The organism is Schumannella luteola (assembly GCF_013408685.1).
Taxonomy (GTDB): Bacteria; Actinomycetota; Actinomycetes; order Actinomycetales; family Microbacteriaceae; genus Schumannella; species Schumannella luteola.
The window spans coordinates 2,274,356-2,289,055 of the sequence record NZ_JACBZY010000001.1; the positions used below are offsets into that span (position 1 = coordinate 2,274,356).

Below are 14,700 nucleotides of genomic sequence, written 5' to 3' on the forward strand. Positions count from 1 at the left end.
TCTGAGATTCCGCGGTCAGCTCTCTCTCGACATGAGATCACCGGTGGATTCGTCATTTCGAGCCGAGGTCGTACTCGCGCCGTTTGCGATCCTCGCCTTGGCGAGTTTGGCAGTAACGGTCGAGGGTACTTGCTGATCGCGGCACGCGACGACGTATTCCTCGAGTGTGGAGAGCTCGCCCGCCCGGTCGCCCATCCGTCGCAACACCGCTGACAACTGTTCACTCGGCCACGGCGCAGGAGCGCTCCCGGAGATGAGGGACTCCCGAAGTGCAGCGTCTCTGCACTCGGCCAGCAGGTCCCGCGCCTCTGTCAGCCGTTGCTGGCGCTTCAGCTCGGCGACCGCGGGCTTCCACGTTGTCCAGTACTCGTGACGTACTGTCCCGGCGGCACGCCGATCCTGCTTCTCGCGGTCCCGCTGAGCTCGTTCGGCTGCCTTCTGCGAGAGCGCTGCGGCGCGTTCGGCTTCGCGGGCCACCGATTCCCGACGCTCGGCGGCGTAGTCCTTTTCGTCCTCGACTTCTCCGCTGAACGCGAGAGTGACCCGGGCACGCCAAACCCCGTCATCGACGCGGGCCCAGATGCGCGCCGGCACCTTGGCCGCGCGACTGCGGCCGAGTCGCTTGCATGCGGCGGCCACCTGCGCGCTCGCTTCTCCCGGCACGTAGCCCACGTGTTCGCCGCGGACGATCACCTTCACGGCGTTCCGATCGTGTGGGTTCTTCGGCTCCGGGACGAGCGTGGCTTCCTGCATCGTCACCCCGCCCTCCGGGCGCGCCAAGCCGAGGAACACTCGGGCGATCTCGGCGCGCCGATAAGACTCCCCGGCGACTTCCATGTCCTGCCAGCCACGACCGATTGTCGGCGAGTCGAGCTTCCGACCCGTATCGCTACCCAACGCTTCGCCCCTGCCCGCCTCCGCTGCGGGGATTGACGGCGCCGGCAATGGATCGACGGCCTGAACACCGCCGGTGAAGACGTGCTCGGTCCAATCTGCGCCGTTCCAGTACCGCAACTCGTGCCGTCGCGTGACGTCCGGGTACCAGTTCGCAGGTGGGTGCGTCGAATCAGCAGTCATGGAGAACTCCTCGCCTCTAGCCGAGACTAGTCGGACCCGCTTTCGCAGGTCAGCGGGCGAGCAGCGCCGGCTCGACCCAGCGGATCCAGGCCCAGCCGCCGAGGCAGAGCGCGCCGACGGCGAGGGCCGCCAGCATCACGCCCATCACCGGGAAGCCGGCCCCCGAGGCGAGCGCCAGTGCCGCGAGCACGACGGCGACCAGCGCCGCGCCGACCCAGGCGGCCGGCGACCAGTCGAAGATCACCCGGCCCGGCAGCGAGCCGACCGGCACCAGCAGAAGCACGGCCGAGCAGAGCCCCGAGACGGTGATCGCGGTGAGGATCTCCGCCAGGCCCGAGCCCAGCATCCCGGTCGCGCCGCCGGTGAGGTCGTGCACGACCCAGGCGACGACGGCGAGGGCCGCGAGCGAGCCGACCTGAGCGAGGTGGATGAGCGCTCCCGCTCGATCCCCGACAGCGCCGACCGCCGCGACGGCGAGCACGACGCCCACGACGAGCGGGGGCTCGAGCCCGAGCAGACGAGAGACGAGCGCGCCGAGCGCGCCGACCACGAGGACGAGGGGCACGAGCCGGAGTACGCGTCGCACGCCCGCGGCCTTCGCGACGAGCGCGCTCGCGACGACCACGCCGACGCCGTTCACGACGGTCACGCCGATCGCGATCGAGATGAGCAGTCGCGCGTAGCGCTGCTGATCCTGCACGCCGATCGCGAGCGCCGTGATGAGCGAGACGGCCACGACGAGGCCGGCGACCAGCATCCACGGCTTCCCGCGACCACCGGTCTCGGCCTCGTCGACGTCCGAGCCGGCGGCGACGCCGGATCGCGGGGCGGCGAAGGCGGTGCGCTCGGCGCCGCGGCGATTGCGCCCGAAGAGCTGGGGGAGCCGCAGCCGCAGTCGCGGTCCGGCGGTGGTCACGATCAGACGCAGCGGAAGGGCGACCAGGAGGACGAACGCCGCCGCGAGCAGCAGGGCGGGCAGCCAGCTCGCGCTCGCGAAGGTCGAGGCGAGTGTCGGCAGAGCCGTACCGAATCGCGTGGGGTCGGCCCAGCCGCCGCCGAGGCCGCCGTCGCCCTGCACGCCGCCGAGACCGCTCCCGTTCCCGTTGCCGTCGCCGGGACCGCCGGGCGAACTCGGCGGCGCCGACCCGGGAGGCGTCGGCGATCCCGGGGCGGAGGGTGAGCCGGGCGCGGTCGGCGCCGACGGCGGCGCGCTCGGAGCGGGCGAGACGGATGCGCTGCCGAAGACGAGCTTGATCACGGCGCTCGGCGGTGAGTAATTGCCGGCCCGATCCTTCTGCACCGCCTGCACGACATGGCGCCCGCTGCCCGAGATGCTGGCGGTGCAGCTCCACGCGCCGGCGGAGACGGCGGCGCTGCAGAGCAGGTTCCCCTCGGCGAACACGTCGACCGAGGCATCGTCCTCGCCGCGGCCCGTGAACACGGTCGCGCCGGTGACGTTCGCGCCGTCGGCGGGGGAGTCGATCGTCGGCGGCGCGGGCGCATCCTGGTCGATCACGAGCGTGCGGGCCGCGCTCGCGGGGGAGATCTCGGAGCGATCATCGGGCGAGAACTGCTGGGCGGTGATCGTGTAGCGCCCCGGCCCGCTCGAGATCGGGCAGCTCCAGGAGCCGTCGACGGCGACCGCCGGGCAGCTCGCGGCGACGGGCGACCCACCGCCCTCCGGCGTGACCGTGACGCTCACGCCGGCGCGCGGGTACCCCGTGCCGGTGACGATGCCGGTCGAGTAGGTGACGCTGCCGCCGGAGATCACCGGGGCGCCGAGCGCGCGCAGAGTGAGGCTGATCGTCGTGTCGCCGGGGGAGGGCGAGGGGGATGCGGAACCGGGTGAGCTCGACGAGTCGCCGGCTCCGTGCGTCTCGACGAGGCTGAGCTGCGTGCGTCCGTTCGGCAGGTCGACCGGCGCCGACCAGGCGCCGGAGCCGTCGACGGTGGTCGCCGCGCCCGCGGTGCCGGAGCCCGAGATCCGCACGGCGGAACCGGCCGTGCCCTGGCCCGTGAGCGTCACGCGGGTGCCCGAGACGAAGTCGTCGTCGCGATGCGAGGTCACGCGGAAGGCGGCGTCTTTCGCCGGCGAGCTCGACGGTGAGGGGGTCGGCGTCGAGTCGGCCTGAGGGGAGAGAGCCCCGGGCGCGGCGGGCGCCGCGCTCGCGCTGTCGGAATCCGCGCCATCGTCGGGCACCGGCGCTCCGGCGCCCGCGGGCGAGCCGGCGCCGTCGATCTCCGCGTGCGCGCCGAGCGAGGGGGAGACCGTGACGGCGAGTCCGACGAGGAGCACGCCGACCGCGAGGATGCCGGCGACGAGTCGTCGCCGGGAGTCGGCTCGCGGCCCCGCGCCGGAGCGACGCGAGGCTCCCGCGGGCGTGCCGAGCCTGTTCATCCGAGACCATCCCAACCCGACCGCGCCGTCTTTTCAACCCAGCCGCGCCGGAATCGGGTCTTGCTCAGGTGATCGTGACCGGGCAAAGTGGAGCAATCCCCGACTGCGTGGAGACCTCGTGACCGATATCGGAACCCCCTCACGACGCGAGCGCCTGGTGCAGGCCGCGCTGCGCGTGATGGAGCGCGACGGTCTCGCGGCGACGTCGACGCGGGCGATCGCGCGCGAGGCCGGGGTCTCGAGTGCGGCGGTGCAGCGCGAGTTCGGCGGCTTCGGGCCGCTCGCGAGCGACGTCGTCGAACACCTCGTCGCGGCCGAGGGGGATGCGGCGCTCTGGGCGCTCATCACGACCGAGAACGACGTCGTGGCGATCGTGCGCGAGGCGCTGCGCTCGTATCTCCAGCTCGTGCAGCAGCGTCCCGGCGCCGAGCAGACCCTGCTCGAGGTGACGCTGCTCGGGCTCCGCCGTGCCGACCTCGACGGGCTGCCACAGCGTCAGTACGACCGCTACCGCGAGGTGATGCGCGAGCTGCTCTCGATCGTCGCGCGCCGCGCCGGCATCCAGTGGGATGTCGACGCCGACCAGCTCGCCGGCTTTGCGCTCGCGATGACCGACGGGGTCACGCTCGCCTGGCTCGTCGACCGCGACGACGCGGCCGCCGAGCGCACCCTCGAGCTCGCCGCCGAGACGATCGCCGCGCACGCGCGCTCCAGGCAGACCGTCTGACCGTTCGCTCCCAGCGGCACCGACCCGATGAATCCGCGGCGTCAACTGCGAGCGCGGCTCGTAGAATGCCCGCATGGACCTTGGCTGGATCATCCCTGTCGTCATCGTCGTGGTGCTGGCGCTCATCGTCGGCATCTACCTCTGGACGACCTACAACTCCCTCGTCACGCTCAACGTGCGCGTCGACGAGGCGTGGAGCGACATCACGGTGCAGCTCAAGCGCCGCGCCGATCTCATCCCGAACCTGATCGAGACGGTCAAGGGCTACGCGGCGCACGAGAAGGGCGTCTTCGAGAACGTCACGAAGGCCCGCGCCGAGACGGTCAGCGCCTCGACGCCGGCCGAGGCGTCCGCCGCCGAGAACCACATGCAGTCGGCGCTGAAGTCGATCTTCGCGGTCGCGGAGGCCTACCCGCAGCTGCAGGCGAACCAGAACTTCCTGCAGCTGCAGGCCGAGCTGGTCGACACCGAAGACAAGATCCAGGCCTCCCGCCGCTTCTACAACGGCGGCGTGCGCGAGCTGAACACGAAGATCAAGATCTTCCCGAACACGCTGTTCGCCCGCCGTCTCGGCTTCACCGAGCGCGACTTCTTCGAGGTCGACGAGCCGGCCGCGATCGCCGAGCCGCCGCGCGTCCAGTTCTGAGCGCGATCCACGCAGTCGCGAAGCGGACGTCGGGATGCCGGCGTCCGCTTCGCGCATCCGGGCCGCATCCAGCGACCGCATGAGCAGCATCCAGACTTCCTTCACTCACCCGGGCGGATAATCACCCCATGTACAGCGCGATCGCCAAGAACAAGCGCAACACCGTGCTGATCATCGTGCTGTTCCTGCTCGTGATCGGCGCGCTCGGCGCCATCTGGGCCTACTTCGCACAGAGCTGGACGATCGCGATCGTCGTCTTCGTGATCGCCGCCGCGTACGCGCTCTTCCAGTACTTCGCGGCCGGCGCCGAGACGATCGCCATGACCGGCGCGATCGAGGTGAAGAAGGGAATGCACCCGCAGCTCGACCGGCTCTACCGCACGGTCGAGAACCTCTCCATCACCGAGGGGCTGCCGATGCCGAAGGTCTACGTGATCGAGGATGCGGCGCCGAACGCCTTCGCCACCGGGCGCGATCCGCAGCACGCGCTCGTCGCCGCGACGACGGGCCTGCTCGACATCATGGACGACTCGGAGCTCGAAGGCGTCATGGCGCACGAGATGGGGCACGTCAAGAACTACGACATCCGCGTCTCGCTCATCGTCTTCGGCCTCGTCGTCGCGATCGGGCTCATCGCCGACATCCTGCTGCGGATGATGTTCTTCACCGGCGGGGGACGCAACCGCAGCGACAGCAACGGCGGCGGGCCGGCGGCGATCATCTTCCTGGTGATCGGCATCGCCGCGGCGGTGCTCGCACCGCTCGTCGCGGGCGTCGTGCAGGCGGCGGTCTCGCGTCAGCGCGAGTACCTGGCGGATGCGACGGGTGCGCTCACGACGCGGCACCCGCAGGCGCTCGCGAGCGCGCTGAACAAGCTGCAGGAGTACGGCCGCCCGGTGCAGCGCACCAACACGAGCCTGTCGCACCTGTGGATCAGCGACCCGAACAAGCCCGGCATGATGGCGCGCCTGTTCTCGACGCACCCGCCGATCCCCGACCGCATCCAGCGCCTCCTGGAGAACTCGACGAAGTTCTGAGCCGCCCGGCTCGAGCGCGGGCGACGGCGCGAGTCGGCCGCCGACCCGAGGTCGTCAGGCGCGCGCCAGCAGCGGTGTGCCGAGCGCGCCCGCGATCAGCGGCGCCAGATCGCCCCAGTCGCTCACCTCGATGCCGGAGTCGAGCCCCTGCCAGGCGGCGATCGACCGCAGCAGCGGCAAGACCCGCTGCTCCACCTCGGTCGGTGCGTCGGGCTCGGTCCACGCCGACTGCACCTTGAGCACGCCGCGCGCGCGGTCGCTCTTGAGATCGATGCGGCCGGCGATCTGCTCGTCGACCAGCAGGGGCAGCGTGTAGTAGCCGAAGCGCCGCTGCGGCGCGGGCGTGTAGATCTCGATGCGGTAGTGGAAGCCGAAGAGCTTCTCGGTGCGGGTGCGCTCCCAGACCACCGGATCGAACGGCGACAACAGTGCCGTGGCCTCGACGCGGCGCGGCTTCCGTGCCGTCGGGTCGAGCCAAGCCTGCTTCGACCAGCCGGGCACCGTGACCGGCGTCGCCAGGCCCGCATCCGCCAGCTCGCGCAGGGCCTGCTTGGTCGGCTCGACCTTGAGCCGGTAGTAGTCGGCGATGTCCTTCGCGGTGCCCACGCCGTGGGCCACGAGCGAGCGGCGCACGAGCTCGCGGGTCGCCTCCTCGCGCGGCAGCGGGGCGTCGAGCGCGCCGGCGGGCAGCACCTGCTCGGGCAGTCCGTAGCGGCGCTCGAAGCGCGTGCGCCCGGCCGAGAACACCTCGCCCCAGCGGAAGAGCACCTCGAGCCCGAGCTTCACATCCGACCAGCCCCACCAGGGCCCGTTGCGCTTGTTCGCGTCGTGCTCGATCTCGCTCGCCGCGAGCGGACCCTTCTCGACGAGCTCGGCGCGGATGAAGTCGAGCATCGCCGTGTTCGCCTGAGCCCAGGTGTCCGATTCGCGGTGCGAGCGCTCGCGGTACTCCTGCATGCGCCACTGCACGAGCGGCAGCGCGCTGACCGGCAGCAGCGCCGCCTCGTGCGCCCAGTACTCGAAGTACTGCGCGCGCACGCCGCGCGGCGTCAGCGTGAGCCGATCGAGCAGGTCCTTGTCGTAGGCGCCGACCCGGGCGAAGACCGGCAGATAGTGGCTGCGCTCGAAGACGTTGACCGAGTCGATCTGCAGCAGACCCAGGCGGTCGATCACCCCGTTGAGCTGGCGCGTGCCGACGGCGGGCGGATGCGCGCGGCCGAAGCCCTGGGCTGCCAGGGCGATGCGGCGCGCGAGCGCGGGGGAGATCTCGTGAGCCATGGATCCCGACCCTACTGACGGCCCCCGACACGCACCGCGCATCCGTGCAGGATCACCTGGTCAGCCTGCACATCCGTGCACGAGAGCGAAGGTGAGCGCCCAGGAACACGGGGCGTGAGCGGCGACTGACAGCGCAGTCATCTCCCGTTCACCCGAGCGCACCTCGGCAGACACCCGACAGCGCCATCCTGCCCCTCGTCGCCTCCGGCGACCGCCTGTCCACAGCGCAGGCGGCCGGCGGCACGAAAGGGAAACCCGAGGATGAAGATCCGCTCTCTCGCCGGCGTCGCCATCGCGGCCGCCGTCGCCGTCTCTCTCTCCGCCTGCGCCAGCGGCGGCACCAGCACCGATGCCGCGGGCATCAGCAAGGCCGACGCCGCCAACGCGACGAGCGTCGAGGACTTCGGCGGCTTCGACGGCCTGGTCAAGGCCGCCAAGGCCGAGGGCCAGCTCAACGTCATCGCCACGCCCGAGAGCTGGGCGAACTACGGCGAGATGCTGTCGGGCTTCACCAAGAAGTACGGCATCAAGATCAACTCGGCCAACCCCGACGGCTCGAGTGCCGAGGAGTTCGCCGCGGTGCGCGCCCAGAAGGGCCAGACCACCGCCCCCGACGTGCTCGACGTGGGTCTCGCCGTGCTCGAGGCCGACGACAACAAGAGCCTGCTCACCCCCTACAAGGTGCAGGCCTGGGATGACATCCCCGACGAGCGCAAGGACGCCGACGGCCTCTACGCCGCCGGCTACACCGGCGTGATGTCGATCGGCTACGACAGCTCGGCCATCAAGAAGGCCCCCACCAAGATCGACGACCTGCTCGGCGCCGACTACAAGGGCAAGGTCGCGATCGTCGGCGACCCGACGCAGGCCAACCAGGCCGCCGCGGCCGTCTACTGGGCCGCCGTGCAGAAGGGCGGCTCGGCTGACGACATCAGCAAGGGCATCGACTTCTTCTCCGACCTGAAGAAGGCCGGCAACTTCCAGGCCGTCACCCCGACCCAGGCCACCGTCGCCTCGGGCGAGACCCCGGTCGTGCTGCAGTGGAACTACAACAACACGGCGTGGGGCGGCGAGAACAACCCCAACTTCAAGACCGTCGTGCTCAAGGGCACCTCGATCGGCAGCTACTACATCCAGGCCGTGAGCGCCGACGCCCCGCACCCCGCGGCGGCTCGCCTCTGGCAGGAGTGGATCCACTCGGTCGACATGGAGAACGTGCGCCTGCGCTCGGGTGCCCTCCCGGTCGAGCTCGACGCCCTCGTGAAGAGCGGCAAGGTCGACGAGAAGGCCCTCGAGGCCGCCGGCGGACAGCCGGAGGACCTCGTCGAGTTCACCTCCGACCAGGCCACCGAGGCCGGCAAGGTGCTCTCGGCGAAGTGGGCCGCGGCGATCTCCTGATCACCGCACCTCGAATCGGAGACGAATCACACGCATGACCGCACTGGCTGAGCAGACCGCTCCGGCCGTGACCGACCGCGGCGTCGGAGGCACCCGCCTCCGGCGCCGCGGCCCGGCGTGGCTGGGGCTCGCGCCCTTCGGCGTCTACGTGCTGCTGTTCCTCGCCGTGCCGGCGATCCTCGCTGTCACCAGCGGCTTCGCCGACAACGAGGGGCGCTTCACCTTCGCCAACTTCGCCGCGCTGGCGAACCCGAACATCCTGCAGGGGCTGTGGGCATCCATCTGGATCTCCGCCCTCACCGCGATCGTCGGCGGCGTCATCGGCGCGCTGATCTGCTACGCCCTGCTGGCCATGAAGCCGGATGGCGCGGTGCGCTCGATCGTCGACTCGGCATCCAGCGTGCTCGCCCAGTTCGGCGGCGTCATGCTCGCCTTCGCGTTCATCGCCACGATCGGCGCGAACGGCCTGATCACGAGCCTGCTCAAGGACTGGGGGTGGATCGAGAACCCGCTCAACGCCTTCAACGGCGGCGGAGTCATGATCTACCAGATCCCGGGTCTCGTGGTCGTCTACCTCTACTTCCAGATCCCGCTCATGGTGCTGACCTTCCTGCCCGCGCTGCAGGGACTCAAGGGCACCTGGGCCGAGGCGAACGCCACCCTCGGCGGCACGCGCCTGCAGTACTGGCTGCGCATCGGCGGACCGGTGCTGCTGCCGGCCTTCCTCGGCAGCCTCATCCTGCTGTTCGCCAACTCCTTCTCGTCGTACGCGACGGCTGCGGCGCTCGTGTCGCAGGGCGGTATCGTGCCGCTCGCGATCCGCCAGCAGCTCACGAGCGAGACCGTGCTCGGCGTCTCGAACGTCGCCGGCGTGCTCGCGCTCGTCATGGTGATCGTCATGGTCGTGCTGATGACCGCCTACGCCGCGCTCCAGCGCCGCACCGGCCGCTGGCAGAACGGAGGCCGCTCGTGAGTGCGCCCCGCTTCGCCGCCGAGCCGTCGCGCGCGACGAGCTCGATCATCCTCATCGCCGCCGCCGTGCTCTTCCTGCTGCCGATCGTGGCGATGCTCGAGTTCTCGTTCCGACAGGGCCAGCGCGTCGACGGCGTGCAGAACTACGGCCTGCAGCACTGGCAGGGCATCTTCGATCCGGCGAACTCCTTCAAGTACCAGGGGCTGTTCGAGGGCATCGGCAACTCGCTGCTGATCTGCCTGCTGACGGTCGTGATCGTGCTCGTGCTGCTGCTGCCGGTCATGATCCTGGTCGAGCTGCGCTTCCCGAAGCTGCGCCGGGTGCTCGAGTTCATCTGCATCATCCCGATCACGATCCCCGCGATCGTGCTCGTCGTCGGCTACGTGCCGGTCTACGGCGTCGTGGCGCAGATCTTCGGCAGCGTTCCGTGGACGATCGCCTTCGCCGCCGGCATCATCGTGCTGCCCTACGCCTACCGTCCGATCGCCGCGAACATGGCGGGCGTCGAGATGACCGTGCTCAGCGAGGCCAGCCGCTCGCTCGGCGCCGGCTGGGGCCGCACGCTGTTCTCGGTGATCCTGCCGAACCTGCGGCGCGGCATCCTCGCCTCGTGTTTCATCACGATCGCGGTGGTGCTCGGCGAGTACACGATCGCGGCCTTCCTGGCGCAGAACACGTTCCAGACGGCGCTCGTGCTGATCAACCACACCGACTCCTACGTCTCCGTTATCTTCGCCGTGCTGGCGCTGCTGTTCGGATTCGTGCTCCTGCTCGTCATCGGCCGCGTGGGCGCGGTCGGAACCCGGCGCGAACGCCGAACCCGGAGGACCGCATGACCATCGAGACCCGCCCCACCGCCGCCGACACGGCCATCGCCGCCGGCAGCGGCGCCCGCGTCGAGCTGCGCGGGGTCATCAAGGACTACTCGGGCCACCGCGCGCTCACCGGCGTGAACCTCACGATGGAGCCGGGCGAGTTCATCGCGCTCCTCGGCCCGAGCGGCTGCGGCAAGACCACGGTGCTGCGCGCCCTCTCGGGCCTCGAGAGCATCACCGAGGGCCGCATCCTCATCGACGGCGTGGATGTCGCGCCGGTTCCGGTGAACAAGCGCGACATCGGCATGGTGTTCCAGGCCTACTCGCTCTTCCCGCACATGACCGCGCAGCAGAACGTCGAGTACGGGCTGCGGATGCGCAAGGTCGCCGCAGGCGAGCGGCGTACCCGCGCGGCGGAGGCGCTCGACATGGTCGGCCTCGGCCACCTGGGTGAGCGCTTCGCCCACCAGATGTCCGGCGGCCAGCAGCAGCGCGTCGCCCTGGCCCGCGCGCTCGTCACTCGCCCCCGCGTGCTGCTGCTCGACGAGCCGCTGTCGGCGCTCGACGCGAAGGTGCGCGTGTCGCTGCGCGACGAGATCCGCCGCATCCAGACCGAGCTCGGCATCACGACCCTCTTCGTGACGCACGACCAGGAGGAGGCGCTCGCCGTCGCCGACCGCGTCGCCGTCATGCGCGAGGGCAACATCGAGCAGATCGGCAGCCCCGAAGACCTGTACACGCGCCCGGCGACCTCGTTCGTGGCGACGTTCGTGGGTCTGAGCAACCCGATCGACGCGGAGCTCACCGGGTCGACCGTGCGCCTGCTCGGCACCGAGCTGCCGCTGCTCGGAACCGGCCCCGCCGACGGAGCCGTGACCGCCTATGTGCGCCCGGAGGACATCCGCTTCGCCGAGTCGGGCATCCCCGCGACCGTCGTCGTGTCGAGCTTTCTCGGCTCGCTGCGCCGCACTCAGCTGCGCCTCGACGACGGCACGCTCGTGCAGGTGCAGCACGACGTCAACACGGTGCCGCAGCCGGGCGAGGTCGTGCACCTGCAGCTCGAGCCGCGCCCGGTGAGCGTGGCGGCGCGCACCGCCTGACCGTCGACCAGCCCGACTCCCGCACGCCTCGGGCGTCGGGTCTCGTCGAGACTGGGCGCCCGCCGCGCGTGCGCACCGAGGCCGCCGTGAGCGGCCCGGGCGCGCGCCCGATGCGGACCGACGTCGCACCTAGACTCGCGACATGGCCGTATTCCGCTCGCGTGATGAACGCCGCAACGACGCCCTCCGCCGCGAGACCCTCGACTCGGTGAGCCCCGGGATGAGGATCGCCGCGGCCTGGTCGTGGCGCATCCTCGTCGTCGCCGCGGCGCTGGCGCTGTTCGGATTCCTCGTCGTGCAGCTGCGCATGATCGTGGTGCCGCTGCTCGTCGCGGTCGTGCTCGCCGCACTGCTCGTGCCGTTCAAGAACTGGCTGCAGCGTCACGGCTGGCCCAAGGCGCTCGCCGTCGCGGTCAGCGAGATCGGCGTGATCGCGGTCATCGGCGGCCTGCTCACCCTCGTCGTGCTGCAGATCCGCTCGGGGTATCCGGCGCTCGAGAAGCGCACCAAGTCGCAGTACGACGCGCTCACCGACTGGTTGCACGGGCCGCCGTTCAACCTCAGCGACAAGGACATCGCCGGCTACATCGACCAGGCGTGGAAGGCGATCCAGGCCGACTCCTCGAATCTGCTCTCCGGAGCCCTCGACGTCGGCTCGACGGCCGGGCACTTCCTCGCCGGCGTGCTCATCGTGCTGTTCTCGACCCTGTTCGTCCTGATCGACGGCGGTCGCATCTTCGCCTGGCTCGTGCGGCTGTTCCCGAAGAAGGCGCGCGACGCCGTCCGCGGCGCCGGACAGGCCGGCTGGCTGACCCTGACCCGCTTCGTGAAGGTGCAGATCTTCGTCGCCTTCGTGGATGCGGTGGGCATCGGCCTCGGCGCCTGGATCCTCGGCCTGTTCTACGGCGGCTTCCCGCTCGTGATCCCGATCGCCGTCGCCGTGTTCCTCGGCTCCTTCATCCCGGTGGTCGGCGCCGTGGTCTCCGGCGTGCTGGCGGTGTTCGTCGCCCTCGTGTTCCTCGGACCGTTCCCGGCGATCCTGATGCTCGCGATCGTCATCCTCGTGCAGCAGATCGAGGGGCACGTGCTGCAGCCCTTCGTCATGGGAACCGCGGTCAAGGTGCACCCGCTGGCGGTCGTGCTCGGCGTCGCCGCGGGCGGCTTCATCGCGGGAATCCCCGGTGCGTTCTTCGCCGTTCCGCTGATCGCGACGCTCAACGTCATGATCGGGTACGTGGCCAGAGGAGAATGGCGCACGAACCCGCACCCCGAACTGAGAGACGTGACCACGGATGTCCGATAGCCGCGCCGCCGTCGACCCCGCAGCGGCCGTGCCGCTGCCCGGCCCCACCCTCGTCGACATCCGCGCGGCCCGCGAGCGTCTCGCCGGGGTCGTCGAGACGACGCCGATCCAGGGCTCGCGGTTCCTCGACGATCTGCTCGGCGTGAAGGTGCGGCTCAAGGCCGAGAACCTGCAGCGCACCGGCTCGTACAAGATCCGCGGCGCCTTCAACCGCCTCTCGCAGCTCTCGCCCGAGGAACGCGATCGCGGCGTCGTCGCCGCCTCGGCCGGCAACCACGCGCAGGGGGTCGCCCTCGCCGCCCGCGAGCTCGGCATCAAGGCCACGATCTTCATGCCGATCGGTGTCGCCCTGCCCAAGCTGCAGGCCACCCGCGGCTACGGCGCCGATGTCGTGCTGCACGGCCACGTCGTCGACGAGACGCTCGCCGCTGCCGCCGAGTTCGCCGAGCGCACCGGCGCGGTCATCATCCCGCCCTTCGACCACCCGGATGTCGTGGCCGGCCAGGGCACGCTCGCCTACGAGATCCTCGAGCAGGTGCCCGACGTCGCCAACGTGGTCGTGCCGATCGGCGGCGGCGGGCTCATCGCCGGCGTCGCGACCGCCTTCGCGCAGCTGGAGCCCGAGATCGGACGCCGCGTGCGCGTGATCGGCGTGCAGGCCGCGAACGCCGCCGCCTACCCGCCCTCGCTGTCAGCGGGGGAGCCGGTGACGATCATCACCTCGCCGACCATCGCCGACGGCATCCACGTCGCGCGCCCGGGGCGTCTCAACTTCGACCTCGTGCAGCGCACCGTCGACACGGTCGTGACGGTCGACGACGACGACACCGCTCGGGCGCTGCTGGTGCTGCTCGAACGCGCCAAGCTCGTCGTCGAGCCGGCCGGAGCTGTCGGCGTCGGCGCCGCGCTCTCCGGCGCGCTGCGCGGCATCGAGGGAACCACCGTGTTCCTGCTCAGCGGCGGCAACATCGACCCGATGGTCATGGAGCGCGTGATCGGCCGCGGTCTCGCCGCCTCGGCCCGCTACCTCAAGGTGCGCATCCCGCTGCCCGACCGCCCCGGCCAGCTCTCGACCATCTCGGCCCTCATCGCCGAAGCGAACGCGAACGTGGTCGAGGTGCTGCACACGCGGCACGGACTCGGCCTTCAGATCAGCGAGGTCTCGATCGAGATCCACATGGAGACCCGCGGGCAGGAGCACGCCGAGCAGGTTCTGCAGACCCTGCGCGAGGCCGGCTACCGGCCCTACGTCGAGAACGCCTGAGCGCGCACCTCGCTTCAGCGTGAACGCGAACGGCGGCCATCCTCTCGGATGACCGCCGTTCGCGTTCGCGCGGGATGCCCCGCGGAGGCTCAGCCCCGGTAGGTCTCGACGTCGACGATCTCGACGCTGATCTCGCGGCCGTTCGGCGCGGTGTAGCTGGCCTTGTCGCCGATCTTGAGGCCGAGGATGGCCTGGCCCAGGGCGCTGGTCTGCGGGTAGACATCGAGGTCGGCGCCGTCGTCGGCGATCTCGCGGCTGCCGAGCAGGAACTTCGACTCGTCGCCGGCGATCTTCGCGGTCACGACGGTGCCGTTCTCCACGACGCCGTGGCTCTCCGGCGCGTCGCCGACGGTCGCATCCTTCAGCAGCGCCGTCAGCGAGCGGATGCGCGCCTCGATCTTGCCCTGCTCGTCCTTGGCGGCGTGGTAGCCGCCGTTCTCCTTGAGATCGCCTTCCTCGCGCGCCGCCTCGATCTTCTTGGCGATGTCGGAGCGGGCGGGGCCGCTGAGCTCAGCGAGCTCGGCGGAGAGACGGTCGTAGGCCTCCTGGGTGAGCCAGGTGGTCGGAGCCGTGTCGGTCATAGGAGTACTCCTTGCGGTACCGGGGTGTCGGGTCTGCGCCGAGCGCGGAACACCCCTGACAAAACCAAGAGACCGGCCGAGCGGGCCGGTCTCTGAATTCGCG

At 70.6% G+C, this 14,700-nt stretch carries 13 protein-coding genes; 9 read left to right on the forward strand and 4 right to left on the reverse strand.

Translation table 11 applies throughout. From position 1 onward, the window contains the following. Window positions 1-15: 15 nt before the first annotated feature. Both BJ979_RS10225 and BJ979_RS10230 read right to left on the reverse strand, forming a co-directional pair. Window positions 16-1,077: an HIRAN domain-containing protein gene (locus BJ979_RS10225; RefSeq protein ID WP_179567589.1), complete on the reverse strand. Its 1,062-nt coding sequence runs from the start codon at window positions 1,075-1,077 to the stop codon at window positions 16-18. Window positions 1,078-1,126: 49 nt separating this feature from the next. Next, entirely contained in the window at window positions 1,127-3,475 is a 2,349-nt protein-coding gene (locus BJ979_RS10230) for an Ig-like domain-containing protein (protein WP_179567591.1), read from the reverse strand. A gap of 118 nt (window positions 3,476-3,593) precedes the next feature. Between BJ979_RS10230 and BJ979_RS10235 the strand changes: the two genes are divergently transcribed. The 3 genes from BJ979_RS10235 to BJ979_RS10245 all read left to right on the forward strand — a co-directional run bounded on the left by BJ979_RS10235 (window position 3,594) and on the right by BJ979_RS10245 (window position 5,885). Beyond that, window positions 3,594-4,202, forward strand: a complete 609-nt coding sequence (locus tag BJ979_RS10235) for a TetR family transcriptional regulator C-terminal domain-containing protein (protein ID WP_179567593.1) — start codon at window positions 3,594-3,596, stop codon at window positions 4,200-4,202. Window positions 4,203-4,275: 73 nt separating this feature from the next. Next, window positions 4,276-4,848: a LemA family protein gene (locus BJ979_RS10240; protein WP_141163126.1), complete on the forward strand. Its 573-nt coding sequence runs from the start codon at window positions 4,276-4,278 to the stop codon at window positions 4,846-4,848. A 128-nt stretch (window positions 4,849-4,976) separates the two neighbouring features. Continuing rightward, complete coding sequence (locus BJ979_RS10245) at window positions 4,977-5,885, forward strand: M48 family metalloprotease (protein ID WP_179567595.1); 909 nt, start codon at window positions 4,977-4,979, stop codon at window positions 5,883-5,885. Between the two features lie 54 nt (window positions 5,886-5,939). Here BJ979_RS10245 and BJ979_RS10250 read toward each other — a convergent pair whose 3' ends face one another. Beyond that, window positions 5,940-7,163: a winged helix-turn-helix domain-containing protein gene (locus tag BJ979_RS10250; RefSeq protein WP_179567597.1), complete on the reverse strand. Its 1,224-nt coding sequence runs from the start codon at window positions 7,161-7,163 to the stop codon at window positions 5,940-5,942. 261 nt (window positions 7,164-7,424) lie between these two features. On the opposite strand from BJ979_RS10250, the gene BJ979_RS10255 reads away from it, so the two are divergent. The 6 genes from BJ979_RS10255 (at window position 7,425) to ilvA (ending at window position 14,016) form a co-directional block, all read left to right on the forward strand. Then, window positions 7,425-8,561, forward strand: a complete 1,137-nt coding sequence (locus BJ979_RS10255) for an ABC transporter substrate-binding protein (protein ID WP_179567599.1) — start codon at window positions 7,425-7,427, stop codon at window positions 8,559-8,561. 34 nt (window positions 8,562-8,595) lie between these two features. Then, on the forward strand, window positions 8,596-9,534 hold the full coding sequence (locus tag BJ979_RS10260) for an ABC transporter permease (protein WP_179567601.1): 939 nt from the start codon (window positions 8,596-8,598) through the stop codon (window positions 9,532-9,534). Next, entirely contained in the window at window positions 9,531-10,370 is an 840-nt protein-coding gene (locus BJ979_RS10265) for an ABC transporter permease (RefSeq protein ID WP_343046661.1), read from the forward strand. Before BJ979_RS10260 ends, BJ979_RS10265 begins: the two co-directional genes overlap by 4 nt. Beyond that, window positions 10,367-11,449: an ABC transporter ATP-binding protein gene (locus BJ979_RS10270; RefSeq protein ID WP_179567603.1), complete on the forward strand. Its 1,083-nt coding sequence runs from the start codon at window positions 10,367-10,369 to the stop codon at window positions 11,447-11,449. The genes BJ979_RS10265 and BJ979_RS10270 overlap by 4 nt, the downstream gene beginning before the upstream one ends. Window positions 11,450-11,591: 142 nt before the next feature. Continuing rightward, window positions 11,592-12,752, forward strand: coding sequence for an AI-2E family transporter (locus BJ979_RS10275; RefSeq protein WP_218853479.1), 1,161 nt, complete (start codon window positions 11,592-11,594; stop codon window positions 12,750-12,752). After that, a complete protein-coding gene (ilvA, locus tag BJ979_RS10280) occupies window positions 12,742-14,016 on the forward strand; it encodes a threonine ammonia-lyase (protein WP_179567605.1) in 1,275 nt (424 codons plus the stop codon). The genes BJ979_RS10275 and ilvA overlap by 11 nt, the downstream gene beginning before the upstream one ends. An 89-nt stretch (window positions 14,017-14,105) precedes the next feature. Here the strand turns inward: ilvA and greA are convergent, their stop codons facing one another. Next, window positions 14,106-14,597 carry a transcription elongation factor GreA gene (gene greA / locus BJ979_RS10285; RefSeq protein WP_179567607.1) on the reverse strand — a complete coding sequence of 164 codons (492 nt, stop codon included), beginning with the start codon at window positions 14,595-14,597 and terminating at the stop codon, window positions 14,106-14,108. Window positions 14,598-14,700: the final 103 nt, after the last annotated feature.